11 protein-coding genes are annotated in these 16,257 nt (G+C 68.1%); 4 read left to right on the plus strand and 7 right to left on the minus strand.

Features of this window, described 5'->3' with window-relative positions:
* Positions 1 to 568, plus strand: a 568-nt coding sequence (locus tag VFU06_12110) for a superoxide dismutase (GenBank protein HEU5210128.1), incomplete at its 5' end; no start/stop codon positions are given.
* A 21-nt stretch (positions 569 to 589) separates the two neighbouring features.
* Here the strand turns inward: VFU06_12110 and VFU06_12115 are convergent.
* Entirely contained in the window at positions 590 to 1,510 is a 921-nt protein-coding gene (locus VFU06_12115; protein ID HEU5210129.1) for a substrate-binding domain-containing protein, read from the minus strand.
* A 194-nt stretch (positions 1,511 to 1,704) separates the two neighbouring features.
* On the opposite strand from VFU06_12115, the gene hemE reads away from it, so the two are divergent.
* A complete protein-coding gene (hemE, locus tag VFU06_12120) occupies positions 1,705 to 2,727 on the plus strand; it encodes a uroporphyrinogen decarboxylase (GenBank protein HEU5210130.1) in 1,023 nt (340 codons plus the stop codon).
* Positions 2,728 to 2,731: 4 nt separating this feature from the next.
* Positions 2,732 to 3,772, plus strand: coding sequence for a ferrochelatase (gene hemH, locus VFU06_12125; protein ID HEU5210131.1), 1,041 nt, complete (start codon positions 2,732 to 2,734; stop codon positions 3,770 to 3,772).
* A gap of 103 nt (positions 3,773 to 3,875) precedes the next feature.
* On the opposite strand, the gene VFU06_12130 is transcribed toward hemH, so the two are convergent.
* The 6 genes from VFU06_12130 to VFU06_12155 all read right to left on the minus strand — a co-directional run bounded on the left by VFU06_12130 (position 3,876) and on the right by VFU06_12155 (position 15,256).
* Positions 3,876 to 5,204 carry a RagB/SusD family nutrient uptake outer membrane protein gene (locus tag VFU06_12130; GenBank protein HEU5210132.1) on the minus strand — a complete coding sequence of 443 codons (1,329 nt, stop codon included), beginning with the start codon at positions 5,202 to 5,204 and terminating at the stop codon, positions 3,876 to 3,878.
* An 11-nt stretch (positions 5,205 to 5,215) separates the two neighbouring features.
* Positions 5,216 to 8,365 (minus strand): TonB-dependent receptor, encoded by a 3,150-nt coding sequence (locus VFU06_12135; GenBank protein HEU5210133.1) that lies wholly within the window; start codon positions 8,363 to 8,365, stop codon positions 5,216 to 5,218.
* A 332-nt stretch (positions 8,366 to 8,697) separates the two neighbouring features.
* Complete coding sequence (locus tag VFU06_12140) at positions 8,698 to 10,020, minus strand: DUF2254 domain-containing protein (GenBank protein ID HEU5210134.1); 1,323 nt, start codon at positions 10,018 to 10,020, stop codon at positions 8,698 to 8,700.
* A gap of 109 nt (positions 10,021 to 10,129) precedes the next feature.
* Positions 10,130 to 12,268, minus strand: a complete 2,139-nt coding sequence (locus VFU06_12145) for an acetate--CoA ligase family protein (protein ID HEU5210135.1) — start codon at positions 12,266 to 12,268, stop codon at positions 10,130 to 10,132.
* A 94-nt stretch (positions 12,269 to 12,362) separates the two neighbouring features.
* Positions 12,363 to 14,165, minus strand: a complete 1,803-nt coding sequence (locus VFU06_12150) for a chloride channel protein (GenBank protein HEU5210136.1) — start codon at positions 14,163 to 14,165, stop codon at positions 12,363 to 12,365.
* A gap of 278 nt (positions 14,166 to 14,443) precedes the next feature.
* Positions 14,444 to 15,256 carry a carboxypeptidase regulatory-like domain-containing protein gene (locus VFU06_12155; protein HEU5210137.1) on the minus strand — a complete coding sequence of 271 codons (813 nt, stop codon included), beginning with the start codon at positions 15,254 to 15,256 and terminating at the stop codon, positions 14,444 to 14,446.
* 294 nt (positions 15,257 to 15,550) lie between these two features.
* On the opposite strand from VFU06_12155, the gene VFU06_12160 reads away from it, so the two are divergent.
* Complete coding sequence (locus VFU06_12160) at positions 15,551 to 16,060, plus strand: Lrp/AsnC family transcriptional regulator (GenBank protein ID HEU5210138.1); 510 nt, start codon at positions 15,551 to 15,553, stop codon at positions 16,058 to 16,060.
* Positions 16,061 to 16,257: the final 197 nt, after the last annotated feature.

Below are 16,257 nucleotides of genomic sequence, written 5' to 3' on the forward strand. Positions count from 1 at the left end.
CGACGCCCGCACGATGGAGATTCACCACGACAAGCATCATGCGGCGTACACGAACAAGCTGAACGAGGCGCTCGAGAAGCACGCGAACCTGCAGTCGAAGTCAATCGAGGAGATCCTGCGCTCGATCGACTCGGTGCCGGAGGACATCCGTACGACGGTTCGCAACAATGGCGGCGGTTACGCGAACCACGCGCTGTTCTGGGAGATCATGGGCCCGAACGGCGGTGGTGAGCCGTCCGGCGCACTTGGCGACGCGATCAAGAGCAAGTTCGGCAGCTTCGACGAGTTCAAGAAGAAGGTCTCGGCTGCAGGCGCCGGTCAGTTCGGCAGCGGTTGGGCGTGGCTGGTGGTGGACGGCAGCGGCAACCTCGACGTCTACTCCACGCCCAACCAGGACAGCCCCTACATGAAGGGGCACACGCCGATCCTCGGCGTCGACGTCTGGGAGCACGCGTACTACCTGAAGTACCAGAACCGCCGCCCCGATTACCTCGAGGCGTGGTGGGGCACGGTCAACTGGGATGCAGTCGCGAAGCGTTACGACGCCGCGAAGAAGCAGGCTGGGTGATCCTTTCCGCGCGCAGCACGCTCAACGCGGCGGCTGCAGCGGACGGGTGTCAGGCGGGCCGGTTCCCGACGGGGTGCCGGCCCGTTCGCGTACCGGCACGAACAGCGTGCTCTCCTCCCCTCCGAAGCTGCCGATCAGCGCTCGTGCCTGCTCGCCGAGCAGCCAGCCGGCCAGCATGCGCGCCGCGCTGCTGTCCGGCGCCGCGGCGACCCGCATGACGGAGTACACGTTGCGCAGCCGGGCGTCGCCGGACACGAGTGGCTCGAGGGAAAGTCCGTCCCCGAGCATGACGAGCGTCGCGCTGTCCGTCAGCAGGTACGCGCCTCGCTCGTCGGCAATGCGCAGCGCATCCGCCATCCCCACACCGGCCCGGATGTAGCGGCCACCCGCCGGCGGCTCGACGCCGGCATCCGCCCACAGCCGGAGCTCCCGCAGGTTGGTCCCACTGCGATCGTCGCGCGAAACGAACCGCGCGCCCGCGTCCGCGATGCGGTCGAAGGCGGCCGCGGCGTCGGTCATGCCGCGAATCCCCGCGGGGTCGGCTGTCGGCCCCGCGACGACGAAGGAGTTGTACATCAGCTCCTGCCGGTCCAGGACGATTCCATCCGCGAGTGCCTGCTGCTCCACCTCCGGTGCGTGCGTAAGCAGCACGTCCGCCAGGCCGCGGCGCGCGTGCTCGAGCGCTTCACCCGTACCGCTCACGGTCACGCGCAGGTGCAGCTCCGGGTGGGCCGCGCGGAACGCCCGCGCCAGTGAATCGAGAAGGCCACTGTCTTCCAGCGTGTGCGTCGCTGCCAGCACGACCGTGCGCCGTGCATCAGGGTCTGCATCGGCACAGGCGGTGAGCTGCGCGCACAGCAGGAGCGCCGCGAGTGCACGGCCGGCACGGTACGGGCAGCGCGCGGCATGGCGAGTACCCGGTGGCAGCGAGCGTGAAAGCATGTTCGTCAGGGTCCCGGGCTCATGGAGCGGCCGCCGTCCCAGCGCGGCGCATCCGCGGCTGCAAACCGGGGCAGGCCTGCGCCGTCGTTGAATCGGCGTACACCTGCACCCCACTGCAAGTCCGCAGCGTTGCAGGGGTGTCGTAGGGGAATACCCCATTCCGTGATCCGGATTTCGGGCCTAGGTTCCCGGCCATGAATGATCGCATCCTGCGCGCCCTGCGGCGCGAACCGGTAGACCGAACGCCCGTGTGGTTCATGCGGCAGGCGGGCCGTGCGCTGCCGCGGTACCGTGAGGCCCGCGCCGACTACGGCATGTTCGAGATCCTGCGTGACCCGCCCCGCGCGGCGGAAATCACGATGATGCCGCTCGACTATTTCCCGGTCGACGCGGCGGTACTCTACAATGACCTCTCGACCCCGTACTTCGCGGCCGGCTTCGACCTGGAAATGAAGCCCGGTGTGGGCCCGGTCGTGCACAACCCGATCGCGGACGCAGCCGACGTCGCGCGCATGACGGCGTTCGACCCGCGCGCCGCACTGGACTTCAACCTGGAGCAGATCCGGATCCTGACGGAGCGCATCGACGTGCCGGTGCTCGGCTTCGTCGGCGCGCCCTTCACGCTGTCGTCGTACCTGATCAAGGGGCAGCGCTCCAAGGATTTCGCGGAGGTGAAGTCGTTCATCTGGCGCGATCCCGAGGCGTGGCATGCGCTGGCCGACTTCTGGGCGCGGCACAACGCGGAGTTCGGCATCGCGCAGTGGGAGGCGGGCGCTGGCGCGGTCCAGGTGTTCGACTCGTGGGCGGGCGCCCTCGCGCTCGACGACTACGAGACGTACGTGCTGCCGCACATGAAGACGCTGATCGGCACGATGGAAGATGCGGGTGTGCCCGTGATCAACTTCTACAACGGGAATCCCGCGCTGCTGCCGCTCGTCGCGTCGGGAGGCGGGACAGCGCTCAGCGTCGACTGGCGGCTGCCGCTGGACGAGGCGTGGGGCATCATCGGCCATGATCGTTCGATCCAGGGCAACATGGACCCGGCGGTGCTCCTTGCGGGCGAGGGCCCGTCCCTGGCAAAGGCGCGGGCGGTGCTCGACCGAGCCGGAAACCGGCCGGGCCACATCTTCAATCTCGGCCACGGCATCATGCCCGGCACGGATCACAACGTGCTGCGCGCCGTGGTCGACTTCGTTCATGAGTATTCCGCGAGATGATCGGATGAAGATCGCTGTCATGCTGCTCAACTTCGGCGAGCCGGAGCATCCGGACGAAGCGGAGGTGGTGCCGTTCCTGGAGAGGATCTTCCTCATGAACGGCGAGCTCGAAGGCCGGCTCGGTCACGAGAAAGCGGTCGCGCGCGCGCACGAGCTGGCAGTGGCGCGCGCGCCCGGGCTGATCGAGGAGTACACGGAGATCGGCGGATCGCCTTTGCATCAACAGGCCGAGGAGCAGGGTGTCGCGCTGGAAGTGGAGCTGAAGCGGCGCGGGCTGGACGCGCGCTGCTACGTCGGCATGCAGTTCACCGAGCCGTTCATCGGCGCAGCGGTCGAGCGTGCCCGCGCGGACGGCTGCGACACGGTGGTCGGACTGCCCGTGTACCCGCTGTGCGGGACCTCCACGACGGTCATGTCACTCGGCATGCTGGCGGATGCGATGCAGCGCATCGGCTGGGACGCGCAGCGTCTCGAGATCAGCGGCTGGCACCGCCATCCGGTCTACACGGAGCTGCGCGCCGCCGGCATCCGCGAGGTGCTGCAGCAGAGCGGCGAGTCGTTCGGCAACGGCTGCCGCCTGGTCTTCTCCGCGCACGGAATCCCGCTCAAGTACCTGCAGGAGGGGAACCGCTACGACGCGTACGTCGACGAATCGTGCAGTGCGATCGCGGCCGCTGTCGGCGTGGATGACTACGTGATCGGCTTCCAGAACCACACGAACCGGCCGATCGAGTGGACCAGTCCGGACATCGACGAGGTGATCGCGAGCATCGACGCGGAGTCGGTCGTCGTGTTCCCGGTCAGCTTCATGCACGAGCAGTCGGAAACACTGGCGGAGCTGGACCACGAGCTGCGCGAGGTCGCCGAGGAGCGCGGCCTGCGCTTCCACCGTGTGCCGGTACCGCACGACGACGCGCGCTTCATCGGCGTGCTCGCCGACCTGGTGCAGAGCCGGCTCGGCATCGAGCAGAAGATCGCGCTCGGCCAGTGCCGGTGCCGGCCGGACGAGGCAACGCGCTGCACCAATCACGTGAGCCGGAACTGACGGCAGCGTGCAGAAAAAACGCAGGGGCCGGGCTGAGCCCGACCCCTGCGACAGAACGGACGGGGCACGATGACCGCAACGGCGTCGTGCCCCTTGTTCGTGATCAGTACCCCGGGTTCTGCTCCAGGGCGTCGTTCACGTCGATCTCGGCCTGCGGGATCGGGAAGAGCAGGCGCTCCGCCGAGATGCCCAGCAGGTCGGTTGCGACACCGAAGCGGCGCAGGTCGAAGAACCGGTGTCCCTCCATCGCGAACTCGAAGCGACGCTCCTGGAGGATCGCATCCAGCAGCTCCTGCTGCGTGTCGACGGTAGCGGGCAGGTCAGGCAGCCCCGCGCGGTTGCGTACGATGTCGATGTCGGCGCGAACCGTGGCCGCATCCGCACCGAGGCGCGCGTTCGCCTCCGCCCGGATCAGGTACATCTCGGCCAGCCGGAGCACGACGACATTGTCGTCGCTGTTGGCGATGCGGAAATACTTCTTGCCGTACAGCTCGCCGCCCTCGATCCCGATCGCGAAGTCACGGCGCTCGTCGCCGGCCTCGTACGCGTCGTAGAACGCCTGCGTCGGCGCAAAGCCGCGCCGGCCGCCGAGTGCGTCCGGGAAGTACCAGAACGCCAGGCTGTTCGTGGTGTTGATGCTGTACGGCAGCTCGAAGATCGCCTCCTCGCTGAACTTCTGCGTCCAGTTCGACGCGTAGTCGTCGTTCAGCTCGTACACCCCGGACTCGATCACGGCCGTGGCCTTGTCGCGGGCCTGTGCGTAATCGCCCGTCTCGAGGTACACGCGTGCGAGCAGCGCGTCGGCAGCGCCACCCGTCGCGCGGCTCGGGTTGAACTCGTACGCGAGCGAGCCGGACGCCGTCTCGAGATCCGCGATGACGCGGTCCCACACGGCGTCGGCCGGGTCACGCGGAACCTGGGAGCTCTCATCGACACCGCGCGACGGCTCGGTGATGATCGGCACCCCACCGTGGTACGAGACGAGGATGGAGTAGTACAGCGAGCGCAGGAACAGCGACTCGGCGGTCGCCTGCTCCGCCTCCTCGGCCGACAGCCCGCTCACCCCCGGAATCGCGTCCAGCAGGTTGTTCGTGCGGTTGATGCCGTCGTACAGCGCGAACCACGTATCGCGGATCTGCACGTTGCTCGTGGTGATGTTGCGCAGGGCAACCTCGCGGTCCGTCTGGAACGTCCCCGTGAACTCGAGGTTGTCCGCGTACAGGTCCGGGTAGACCATGTGCACGTTGCCGTACAGGTCGCCGTTCTGGAGACCGCGGTAGGCGCCATTCAGCGCCAGCTCGATCCCGCGCGGTGTGTTCAGCGCCTCATCGGAATCGATGGCATCGGTCGGGTTCGTATCGAGTGGCGAGTCGCACGCCGTCGCGAGGAGCGCGACGGCGGCGATGGGCCACAGGTATCTATTTCTCATCATCCTGGTTGTCCTCAGAAGCCGAGGTTGAAGCCAATCGTGACCGTGCGCGTCTGGGGCAGCGTGTAGAAGTCCGTGCCGCGCGTGATCGACGTCTGTCCGGCGTAGTTCACCTCGGGGTCGAAGCCGCTGTAGTCGGTGCCCGTCAGCAGGTTCTGTCCCTGGAAGTAGATGCGTGCCGTCCGCGCACCCAGCCGGCCCGCGAGCGAGGTCGGCAGCGTGTAGCCGACGACCAGGTTCTTCAGACGGACGTACGAGCCGTCCTCGACGAACCGGTCGGAGTCACGCGTGTTGTTGTTCGGGTCGCCCCACACCGCGCGCGGCTCGTTGGTGTCCGTGTTCTCGGGCGTCCAGCGGTCCAGTGCGCGCGTCGTGTGGTTGTCCTCGAAGCTGCCGTACTGGTCCGTGTAGATGCGCATCGCGTTGTAGACCTCGTTGCCGAGCGAGAACTGGACGAACGCGCTCACGTCGAAGCCCAGGAACGAGATGTTGTTCGTGATGCCGCCCTCGATGTCCGGCCACGGGCTGCCGATGTCGGTGCGGTCGTCGTCGTTGATGACGCCGTCACCATTCACGTCCTCGAAGCGAATGTCACCCGGCGCCGTACCGGAGGTCTGGTAGGCCAGGCCTGCCGCGGCACAGCGTGCATTGCGGGCTTCAATCGACTCGCCGGCCAGCGTGCGGCAGATCTCGGCCTCCGACTGGAAGAGGCCCGCCATCTTGTGGCCATAGAAGAAGCCGAGCGGCTTGCCGACCTCGACCCGGCTCGCGAAGCCGCTGTTGATCGGCTGATCGTTGTACAGCGCCGTGACCTCGTTCCGGTTGTGCGACAGGTTGAGCGTCGTCGACCAGTTGAAGCCCTGCGGATCGCTCGCCTGCACCAGCAGCAGGTTCGCGGCGAGCTCGACGCCCTCGTTCTCCATGCTGCCGACGTTGGACCAGATGTCCTCGAAGCCGGTCGTGAGCGGCACCGGCCGCGCGATCAGCAGGTCGTCGGTCTTCTTCTGGTAGTAGTCGAACGTGATTCCGAGCCGGCGGTTCAGCAGGGAGAAGTCCGTGCCCAGGTTGAGCTGCGACGTCTTCTCCCACTTCAGCTCGGGGTTCGCGAGCTGCTCGGGCGAGATGCCGGGCAGGTCGTTGTAGTTGACGCCGCCGCCGAACAGGCCGCGCGCGGCGAAGTTGCCGAGCTGCTGCTGGTTGCCCGTGACGCCGTAGCTCGCGCGCAGCGCGAGATCACTGATCACGTCCTGGTCCAGCATGAAGTCCTCCTCGCCGATGCGGTACACGACCGACGCCGAGGGGAACGTGCCGAAGCGGTTCTCCGAGCCGAAGCGCGAAGAGCCGTCGTGGCGGATGTTGAAGGACGTCGTGATCTTGTCGGCGTACGTGTACGACAGCCGGCCGAAGAACGACAGCAGCGCGTTGTCGTCACGCGTGGACGAGCCGTCCGCGATCGTGGCCGCCGAGGTGATGTACTTGAAGTACTCGGTCGGGAACTGCGTGCCCTGCACCCAGCTCCACTCCTCGGAGTTGTCCTCGTAGCTGGAGCCGACCACGCCCGAGACGTCGTGCGCATCACCGAAGCCCCGGTCGAAGCTGAGCGTGCCCTCGTAGGTGACCTTGTTGGCATACGTGTGGCCCGCCTGCGCCTGGCCGCCGTTCGCGGCCCAGGGCCCGAACGCGGGCGAGTCGTAGCCGCGCGAGCGCATGCTCAGGTTGTCCACGCCCAGGCTGCCGCGCACGCTCAGCCAGTCCAGGATCTGATACTGCGCGAAGGCGTTTCCGATGATGCGCGTGCCGCGCTCCTCGGCCTCGGCCTCGCGCGCCATCCCGACCGGGTTCAGGTACGTCGTCCCGGTGAAGTACGTGCCGTCCTCGTTGAACACGGGGTAGATCGGCCCGTTGGCGATCGCGTTGGCCCAGGGGCTGTAGATGTTGTTGTCCGAGCGCGCGCGATCCGTGACACTGCGGGCGAGCGAGATGTTGGTGCCCAGCAGCAGGCGATCGAACGGGTTGTAGTCGAGGTTGAGACGCCCGTTGAGGCGCTCATAGCCCATCGGCTCGACGATGCCGTCCTGCCGCAGCAGGCTGCCCGAGACGAAGTAGCGGACAGCCTCCGTGCCGCCGCGCACCGACGCCTCCATGTTGGACATGGGGGCGGTGCGTGTCACCTCGTCGAGCCAGTCCGTATCGACACCGCGCGGGACCTCGATATCGAAGACACCATCGCCCTCGAAGCCGTACCACTCGTCGAGACCGTAGTCGGACGCCGGGCCGAACCGGTTGGTCAGCCCCTCGTTGTAGACGTCCATGTACTGCTCGGTGTTCAGGAAGTCGACCATCCGCCACGGGCTCTGCCAGCCGTAGTAGCCGCCGAAGGTGATCTCCGAGCGATCCGTGATGCCGCGCTTGGTCGTGATCAGCACCACGCCGTTGGACGCGCGCGAGCCGTAGATCGCCGCCGCCGACGCATCCTTGAGGATGTCGATGCGCTCGATCTCCGCGGGGTTGAGGTCGGAGACCGCATCGATGCCCTGGCCGCCGAAGCTGGTCGTGAGGCCGGAGAAGTCGCCCTGGTTCATCGGCACGCCGTCGATCACGTAGAGCGGCTCATTGCCGCCCGAGATCGACGAGGCGCCACGCACGCGCACGGTCATGGCCGCGCCGGGCGTGCCCGAGTTCTGCACGACCTGCACACCGGTGAGCCGGCCCTGCAGCGCCTGGTTGACGGACGTGATCGGCAGCTCGTCCACCTGGGTCTGCTCGATCGAGGCCGTCGCACCCGCGACGTTGCGACGACGCTCCTGGCCGTAGCCGATGACGACCAGCTCGTCCAGGCGCAGCGCGTCCACCTGCAGCGTCACCGTCAGCGGCGCCATCTGCGCACCGACCGTGACCGTCTGGACTGCCTGGCTGTAGCCGATGTAGCTGAACTGAACCTCGTGCTCGCCGAACGGCACGTTGTTCAGCAGGAAGCGACCACGCTCGTCCGTGGTCGTGCCGATACCCAGATCCGGAATCGAAACATCGACACCCTGCAGCGGCTGCTGCGTGTCACCGGCCACGACCTGGCCCGTCACGCTGCCGCGCTCCTGCGCCGCGGCGAGACCAGGTAGCGCAAGGAGGGTGAACAGCATCACCCCCAACCATCTGAACCTGCTCATAGCATCTCCTTCGAAACTTCCCGGGAATGAAGAACGGGACGACACCGCAGCGGCGCTCACGCGTTGTCTGGCAACCTGGGCGTCGGCGGACGCCGACATCGCTGGGGGAAGCGAGGTGTTTGCGTGCCGCGCTGCGTCGCACTTGTAACGAGTGCGCGTGACCCACTGTGACAGCGCTGTGACCAACGACAGGCAGACAGCCACAGGTGTGGTCTGCGCCGCAGCGAACGTGCGGGTATCCGTCACCCGCGGGAGGAAAACTACGGGACCGGCCGATCCTGGAACAGCGGGCGGCGCGGAGCCGATCCGGCCCGCGCCGCGCCGGTCGTCCGTCAGCCGGGGGTGAGATTTCGCTCGGCGCGCGCGAGCGCGACGTGCACCGCGTCCCGGTCGCCCTGCAGCTGGAGTGGGTGCATGAGCACCGGCTCCAGCTCAGTGAGCAGTCGCCGCAGCGCCGCACGGCGCGACGAGGGCAGCATGCCACCGACGCTCCCGATCACGTTGACCATCCGCTCGGAGACCGTCACCTGTCCGGCCGCATAGCGCGCGATCTGCTCGAACGCGAGGCGTGTGAAATCGTCGAAGCCGGGAAGATTGGTGTGGATCGTCGCACCGTCCTCCGCGGACCGCATGCGCGGACGCCGGCGCTTCCCCAGCTCGAGCAGCAGCTCGCCCATCCGGTCAATCGAGTTCATCGCGGTGGTCGGATCATTGACACCGGGCGAAAGCGCCTTGGCCGCGATGTCGACCAGCTCGACGACAGCCAGCCGCACGTCCTGGTGCGGGGTACGGGACGCGCCGGTCGCGAACGCCCCGCGCGCCTTGTCGACCAGCGCCTCGTCCGCGTCCGAGGCCAGCGTGGCCAGCAGCGTGCCGGGATACACGTAGTCGCCGACCTGCACGTCCATCCGCACCGCGCACCCCGCATTGCGGCTCACGTCGAGCAACCGGCCCTCGTCCACCGCGGTGAGAAAGCCGGCGCCGGTCGCAAACACGCGTGTCCTGGGCCCGTCCGGAAAGGCCACGTCCTCCTCATCGTCGCGTCCGGTCCCGTCGGGCGTGTCCCCGAGCAGGTCCGGGTATTCTTCGCGAATCGTGTCCAGTGCCTCGCGCGTGACGGCGGACATGATCGTGTCGACCTGCAGGGAACGGGCGGCATGATCGATGTAGTAGATCAGGAAACCGATGCTGATGACAGCGAGCAGGCCGGCAAACGTGGTCGCCACCGCCGGCACGAACTCCTGCGACGGATCGTCGCTCGAGCGGATCGTACGCATCACGAGCAGCGAGTACACGTACGTGCCGATCATCACTGCGAGCACGAGCTGGTTGGCGCGGTCGGCCATGAAGGAGCGCAGCACGCGGGGTGTGAACTGGCTGCTCGCCAGCTGGAGCGCCACGACCGTGACCGAGAACACGACGCCGGTTACGGTGATGAGTGAGCCGGCGATCGCGTCCAGCACACCGCGCGCGCCTTCCGGCCCGCCCGTGAAGAGCCAGGCCAGGGCGCGGATGTCGGTGCCGCCGGGCAGCAGGTCGTCCGCCCGGACGAGCAGCTCGGCGGCGATGATTGCACCGAGCGTGAACAGTGCCGGCAGGAACCAGAGGCTGTCGTAGATGTTGCGCCACAGAGCGCGCAGCTTGGCGATCGGCACGATGCGTCCCCCCGTCGTAGTGGCCGGCCGGGTCGCAGGGAACGTGCCCTACACGACTCGCGCCGCCGGAGACGGGGCAACACCCGCCAGGGACGGTGGGACCGGAGGCCTATTCGCCGGTGATGCGGATCCTGGCGTCGACCGCGGTGCCGCCGCTCTCGAACACGACGAAGGGGTTGATGTCGAGCTCCACGATCTCCGGGTGTTTGCCGACCAGTCGGGACACGCGCTGGATGGTTTCCGCGAGCATTTCGCGGTCTGCGGGCGGCTCGCCGCGGATGCCGTCGAGCAGTCTGACGCCGCGGATCTGGTGCGTCATCTCGCGCGCATCGAGGTCCGTGAGCGGATGCACGCGGAAGACGACGTCGCGCAGCGCCTCCACGTGGATGCCGCCGAGCCCGAACATGAGGACGGGACCGAACCCGGGATCCAGGCTCATGCCGATGATCGTTTCCCGTCCCCCCCGCACGTACTGCTCGACCAGCACGCCTTCGATCGCGGCATCGGGCGCACTCGAGCGAACGCGCTGCATGATGCGGTCGAACGCGGCGCGCACGTCGTCGGTGGTCCGCAGGTCCAGCTCGACACCGCCCACATCCGTTTTGTGAACGATGTCGGGTGAAACGACCTTGAGCACCACCGGCAGGCCCAGCGTCGTGGCCGCTGCGACCGCTTCCTCGGCCGTCGTTGCGAGTCGCGATTCGACGACCGGGATTCCGGCCGCACGCAGCACGGTGCGCGCGTCGTCCGTGGACAGGTAACCGCCGCCGGCGGCGCGCTGCGCGGCGATGATGCGCGCAATGACGTCGTCGTGCATCTCGTACTCGACCACCGTGCCGACCGGTCGCCGCACCCAGCGGCTGTAGCGGACCATGGCGGCCAGCGCACGGGCCGCGCTTTCCGGGAAGATGTAGGCGGGCACGCCGACCTCCTTGAGCTCGGCACGCCCCTGCGGCAGCCCCTCGCGTCCCATGAGCACGGCGAGGATCGGCTTGCCGGGGAATGCGCGGCGCGCCTCCACGATCGCGGCGGCGACGTCGCGCTGGCTCACGCCGAGCGGCGGCACGAACGCGGCGATGGCACCGTCGACGGCGTCGTCCTGCAGCACCTCGATCAGCGCGCGGCGGTAATGGTCGGCGGTGGCGCTCGCGATCATGTCCACCGGGTTGCGGACGCTCGCCTCCTCGGGCAGGTACGCGCGCAGTGCCTGCTGGGTCCCGGCCGACAGCTCGGTGACACGCAGCCCGGCCGCTTCGCACGCATCGGCGATGATGATGCCCGGTCCGCCGGCGTTGGTGATGATCGCAACGCGATCCCCCTCGGGCAGTGGCAGCAGGCTGAACGCCATGGCGAGGTCGAACAGCTCCTCGACCGTGTCGACGCGGATCACGCCGTACTGCGCGAGCAGCGCGTCGATCGCGCTGTCGAGGCCGGCAAGTGCGCCGGTGTGCGACGACGCCGCGCGCGCGCCGGACGCGGTGCGCCCGCTCTTCACGGCGATGATCGGCTTGTGACGCGTGACCTCGCGGGCAATGCGCGCGAACTTCTTCGGATTGCCGAAGTTCTCGAGGTACATCAGGATCACGCGCGTGGCGGGATCGGCCGCCCAGTACTCGATCAGGTCATTGCCGCTGATATCCGCCTTGTTGCCGACCGAGATGAACTGGTTGATGCCGATGCCGTACTCGGCGGCGTAGTCGAGGATGGTCACGCCCATCGCGCCCGACTGGCTCATGAAGCTGACCGGCCCGGGCGGCGGCATGACGGGCGCGAACGTCGCATTCATGGAGACGGCCGGGTCAGTGTTCAGCACACCCAGGCAGTTGGGGCCGACCAGGCGCATGCCGTAGCGGCGTGCGACGTCCCGCAGCGCACGCTCGCGCTCCGCGCCCGCCGGGCCGATCTCCTTGAACCCGGCCGTGATCACGACTAGCGCGCGCACCCCCTTCGCCCCGCACTCCTCCGCAACGCCCAGCACCAGCTCCTTGGGCACCGTGATGACGGCGAGGTCAACCGGGCCCTCGACATCCAGCACGGACGCTCTGGTCGGGATGGAGTGGACCGCACGCACGTTCGGGTTGATCAGGTGCAGTGCGCCGGTATAGCCGTGGTCGAGCAGGTTGTCGACGATCTGGTAGCCGATCGTGCCCCGCTTGCGGCTGCAGCCGATGATGGCGATCGACCCCGGCCGGACCACCGGATCGAGTGAGTGCTCCGCCGTGACGACGGGCTCGGTCGTGGTGCTCACGCGCGCTGACCTCCTTGTTGGCTGATCAAGCTACACGTGCCTGCAGGGATGGTACAGCGGGGAATCTCCGGACACGATGTCAGTCACGGCGGGCTCAGTCGCGTGCCAGGACCCGCTCGTACACGGCCATGATATCGGCGTGGCGCACGACGCCCAGCAGCCGCTCGCTCTCCTCGTCGATGACCGGCACCGACGACGTGCCGCGCAGCCCCATCTGGCGCACCGCCTCCAGCATCGTGTCGTCGAGGCGAACGGGCTCGGCGGGGGACGCGACGTCGGCCGCGATGAGCAGCGACGCCAGCTCGGCGCGGCTCTGCGCGACGCGTGCGAGGTCCGCGATCGTGATCATGCCGCGCAGCCGCAGCGACGAATCGACAACCGGAAACTCCGTCTGCGTGCCCGCGCCGAGGTGGCCGAGCAGCTCGGCGACGACGGCCGAGTCGCCGATCACCTGCGGGTTCGCGTGCAGCACGTCCCGCACGCGCATGCTGGCCAGCACGTGCTCGTCGCGTCCCTGCTCGATCCGCTCCCCGCGCCGGCGCAGCCACCCGCTGTAGAGCGAGTCCCGCTCGAAGTGCTTCGCGACGACGTAGGCGATCACCGTGCTCAGCATGAGCGGCATCATGATCGCGTAGTCGTTGGTGATCTCGAACACGAGCAGGATGCCGGTGAGCGGCGCGTGCGTGGCTGCGGCTACGAGAGCGCCCATGCCGACGAGCGCGTACGCCTGGGGATAGAGGCCCAGCGCCGGAAAGATCCCGCTGAGTGCGACGCCCACGGCGCCGCCCGTCGCCGCACCGACGAACAGTGCCGGCGTGAACACGCCGCCGGAGCCGCCGGAGTTCAGCGTCACGGACGTCGCCAGGATCTTGCCGAAGACGAGCAGGATCAGCAGGTACCACTCCATGCGTGCGAACTGCTCGAGCGAGAACGCGAGGTGACCGCTGCCGGCCAGCACACCGCCGGACAGGAACACGATCGTGCCGACCAGCAGCCCGCCCAGCACGGGCTTCATCCAGGGCGGAACGCGCAGGCGCTCCACGACCGGCGCGGCACCGAAGTACGTCCGGACGAAGAGCACGCCGATCAGCCCCGCGACCACACCGAGCAGAGGGTAGAACGCGAAGATCTCGATGGCGCTCTCGAAGCCGTACTCCGTCGGCAGCGCAATCGCCGGGCTGTTGCCGTAGAACGCCTGCGAAACCACGGCGGCCATGACACTCGCAACGACCACGGGCGGGAAGGCGCCGATCGCGAGCGAGCCGAGGATCTCCTCGAGCGCGAAGAACGCCCCGGCGAGCGGCGCGTTGAACGCCGCGGAGATGCCGGCCGCTGCACCCGCGGCGACCATGATGCGCACACGGTCCGCACTGAAGCGGAAGAGCTGGCCGACGAAGGAGCCGACCGTGGCGCCGAGCACGGCGACCGGCCCTTCGCTGCCCGCCGAGCCACCTCCACCCAGCGTGACGGCACTCGCCGCCGTGCGCGCCAGTGCCGGTCGCGTCTCGATCGCACCGCCGCGCCGCGCGACGGCCAGCTGCACGTCAGGAACGTTCTGCCCCTCCCTGCCGTGCCCGATGCGGTGCATGATCCACCACGCGGACAGCAGACCCAGCGCGGTGATGACGGGACGCCAGGCGAGGAGGTCGATGCCGCGGAGAAAGCGGCCGGGCAGGACGAACAGTACGTGGTACGCGAGGTCGATCAGCCAGTAGAACGCGACAACGCCGAGCGCCGCAGCACAGCCGATCGCGACCGCGAAGACGAGCAGGATCGCATTCTCGCTCAGATCCAGCCGTTCGAACCGGTCGAGCAGCGCACCCCACCCGCGTCGTGTCCGCGCACGTAATCGCCTGGGCCAGCGGGCCGCTCGCGGCCGTTCGTCGGAATCTGGCATGGGGGCTCAAGATGGTCGGCCATGGCTGTCGGTCAAGTGTTTCTGCTCTGCTGATCATGTGTTCACCGCAGAGTCGCGGAGGACGCGGAGGGTGCGTGGCGGCGGCTGATTCGACAGCATCGTCAGGTGAGTGCCTGACGGTGCCATGGCCCGGAATTCGGCCAGTCCAGGCCCACTGCAAAATCGAATCGCCGCGGAGCCAGCCCCGCGGCGATCCAGTCCCTGAAAGACTGTTGCAGCTCGGCGCCCTCAGCGCCTCAGCGGTGAAACAGCAGTACTTACTGCGAAAGCAGCAGAAGCCCGAGAAACGCACCCACGCCGATGAACAGCCGCGTCCACGTGAACGGATTGCCGCGTGGATCCTTGCGCAGCCAGAACAGGATCGCGCCGCAGTTGGAGTTGCGCTGGTACTCGATCGGCGTCAGCGCCGGCGTGGTGTAGACCTCGACGCCGTCGATGTCTTCGGGGAGGAGCATGTTGATGTCCTCGGCCGTCATCCCGAGCATGCCGTCGATGAACACGTTGGGTGCGCAGTAGCCGCCGCCGTAGGTGCGCATGGCAACCATCTGCCGACTCCCGAACTGGGGGTCCGCCGAGATGAGCTGTACCCTGGGCATCACGTGGAACAGGTCGGTCGTGCGGATCGGGTTGCGGCGCTCGATGTCCGCGCGGGTGATGAAGCGGCCGGTGCCCATGCGGCTGCGGCGGTAGAAGCCGCTGTACTCGAGGGGCACCCGACGCCGGGCGGTCACGATGAGCGGCTCCAGCGCGATCGCGTTGGTCGCCATGGTCAGCACGACCGTCAGCTCGTAGCCGCGCTCGAGGTCGATCGGCCGGGCCATCGACCGGTACGCGAGGTGGCTCACGTTGATCAGGTAGCGACCCTCTTCCTCCGGCGACAGCACGAAGCCGCCCAGGGAGTCGGTCAGGGTCGAGTCGCTCGTGACTCCCTGCTCGTCCACGAGGCGGACGAGGGCGGACGCGATCGCGAGGGAGTCGCCCTCCGAGCGCACCGCGCCCCGGACGAGCTGGGCGTGACCAGCGGCCGGGACCATCACCACGAGCAGCAGCAGGCCGGCGAGCAGACGCATGGAGGCCTCCGGGGTGGGACGGGCTCGCTCGGAGCCCCTCACGCCAGTATAAGCAGGAGCCGGAAGCGCCGGAAGCGGGATTCACGCCGCCCCGGGACGGATCGACAGCGGTTGGGCCGAAACGATGACGAATCGACGCGGACGCAAGCGCCACCGACGGTTTCGCCCACGAAACGCCGGGCGGCTGGTTCCGGCGCAGAGAGCAACGATTCCGGAGCAGTTCTGCTGCCGCCCCTTCCGTGGGCGGTGGCGCGTTACTTGGCACGCGCCCGGGCCGGCCCCATGTTTCATGGCATGTACGACAATCTGGATCTGCAGATCCTGCAGCTGCTCCAGGAGAACGCCCGCATGCCGAACGCCGAGATCGCGCGGCGCGTCGGCCTCGCCCCGTCCGCCGTGTTCCAGCGGATCCGCAAGCTCGAACAGAACGGCGTGCTCCGCGGCTACCACGCCGAGATCTGCCCCGTCGCACTCGACCAGGGACTCCTCGCCTTCGTCCTCATCCGTACCTCCGAGGGCGCCCGCGCCCGGGAAACCGCCGAGCTGCTCGCGGGCATTCCCGAGGTGCTCGAGGTCCATCGCGTGGTCGGTGACGACTGCTTCTTCCTCAAGGTGCGCGTCCGCGACACCGACGCGCTCGGCGAGCTGCTCGACGACAAGATCCAGCCGCTCCCGCCCGTCGCCGCCACCCGCACGACCATCGTGCTGAGCACCGCCAAGGACGCCCGGCCCTCCGTCACCCCGACCCTCGCCCGCCTCGCGCAGGAGGACGAAGACCAGACCGCGGCCGACCAGGCGAGCTGAACCCCGCGCGGTCCATCCGTCGCGATCTCCCGCACACTGGCCGGCTCTACCCCCACAGCCGCGCCGCCCCTCAGCTGAAAACCGCCTGCTTCGCCCCCGATTCCCGTCATGCCCGCCCACAATATGCCAAGTCGATGTCATAGAAATTCGCTGGAAGACGTTTTCACCACATGATCCACGCGCAACGGCCGGTAGTG

The sequence above is a fragment of the Longimicrobiales bacterium genome, from assembly GCA_035764935.1.
In the GTDB taxonomy this organism is placed as follows: domain Bacteria; phylum Gemmatimonadota; class Gemmatimonadetes; order Longimicrobiales; family RSA9; genus DASTYK01.

What these genes read in the sequence shown, in the direction of transcription:
- VFU06_12115 (HEU5210129.1), bottom strand. Translation starts at nt 1,510, where the DNA reads ATGCTTTCACGCTCGCTGCCACCGGGTACTCGCCATGCCGCGCGCTGC.
- hemE (HEU5210130.1), top strand. Translation starts at nt 1,705, where the DNA reads ATGAATGATCGCATCCTGCGCGCCCTGCGGCGCGAACCGGTAGACCGA.
- hemH (HEU5210131.1), top strand. Translation starts at nt 2,732, where the DNA reads ATGAAGATCGCTGTCATGCTGCTCAACTTCGGCGAGCCGGAGCATCCG.
- VFU06_12130 (HEU5210132.1), bottom strand. Translation starts at nt 5,204, where the DNA reads ATGATGAGAAATAGATACCTGTGGCCCATCGCCGCCGTCGCGCTCCTC.
- VFU06_12135 (HEU5210133.1), bottom strand. Translation starts at nt 8,365, where the DNA reads ATGAGCAGGTTCAGATGGTTGGGGGTGATGCTGTTCACCCTCCTTGCG.
- VFU06_12150 (HEU5210136.1), bottom strand. Translation starts at nt 14,165, where the DNA reads ATGCCAGATTCCGACGAACGGCCGCGAGCGGCCCGCTGGCCCAGGCGA.
- VFU06_12155 (HEU5210137.1), bottom strand. Translation starts at nt 15,256, where the DNA reads ATGCGTCTGCTCGCCGGCCTGCTGCTGCTCGTGGTGATGGTCCCGGCC.
- VFU06_12160 (HEU5210138.1), top strand. Translation starts at nt 15,551, where the DNA reads ATGTACGACAATCTGGATCTGCAGATCCTGCAGCTGCTCCAGGAGAAC.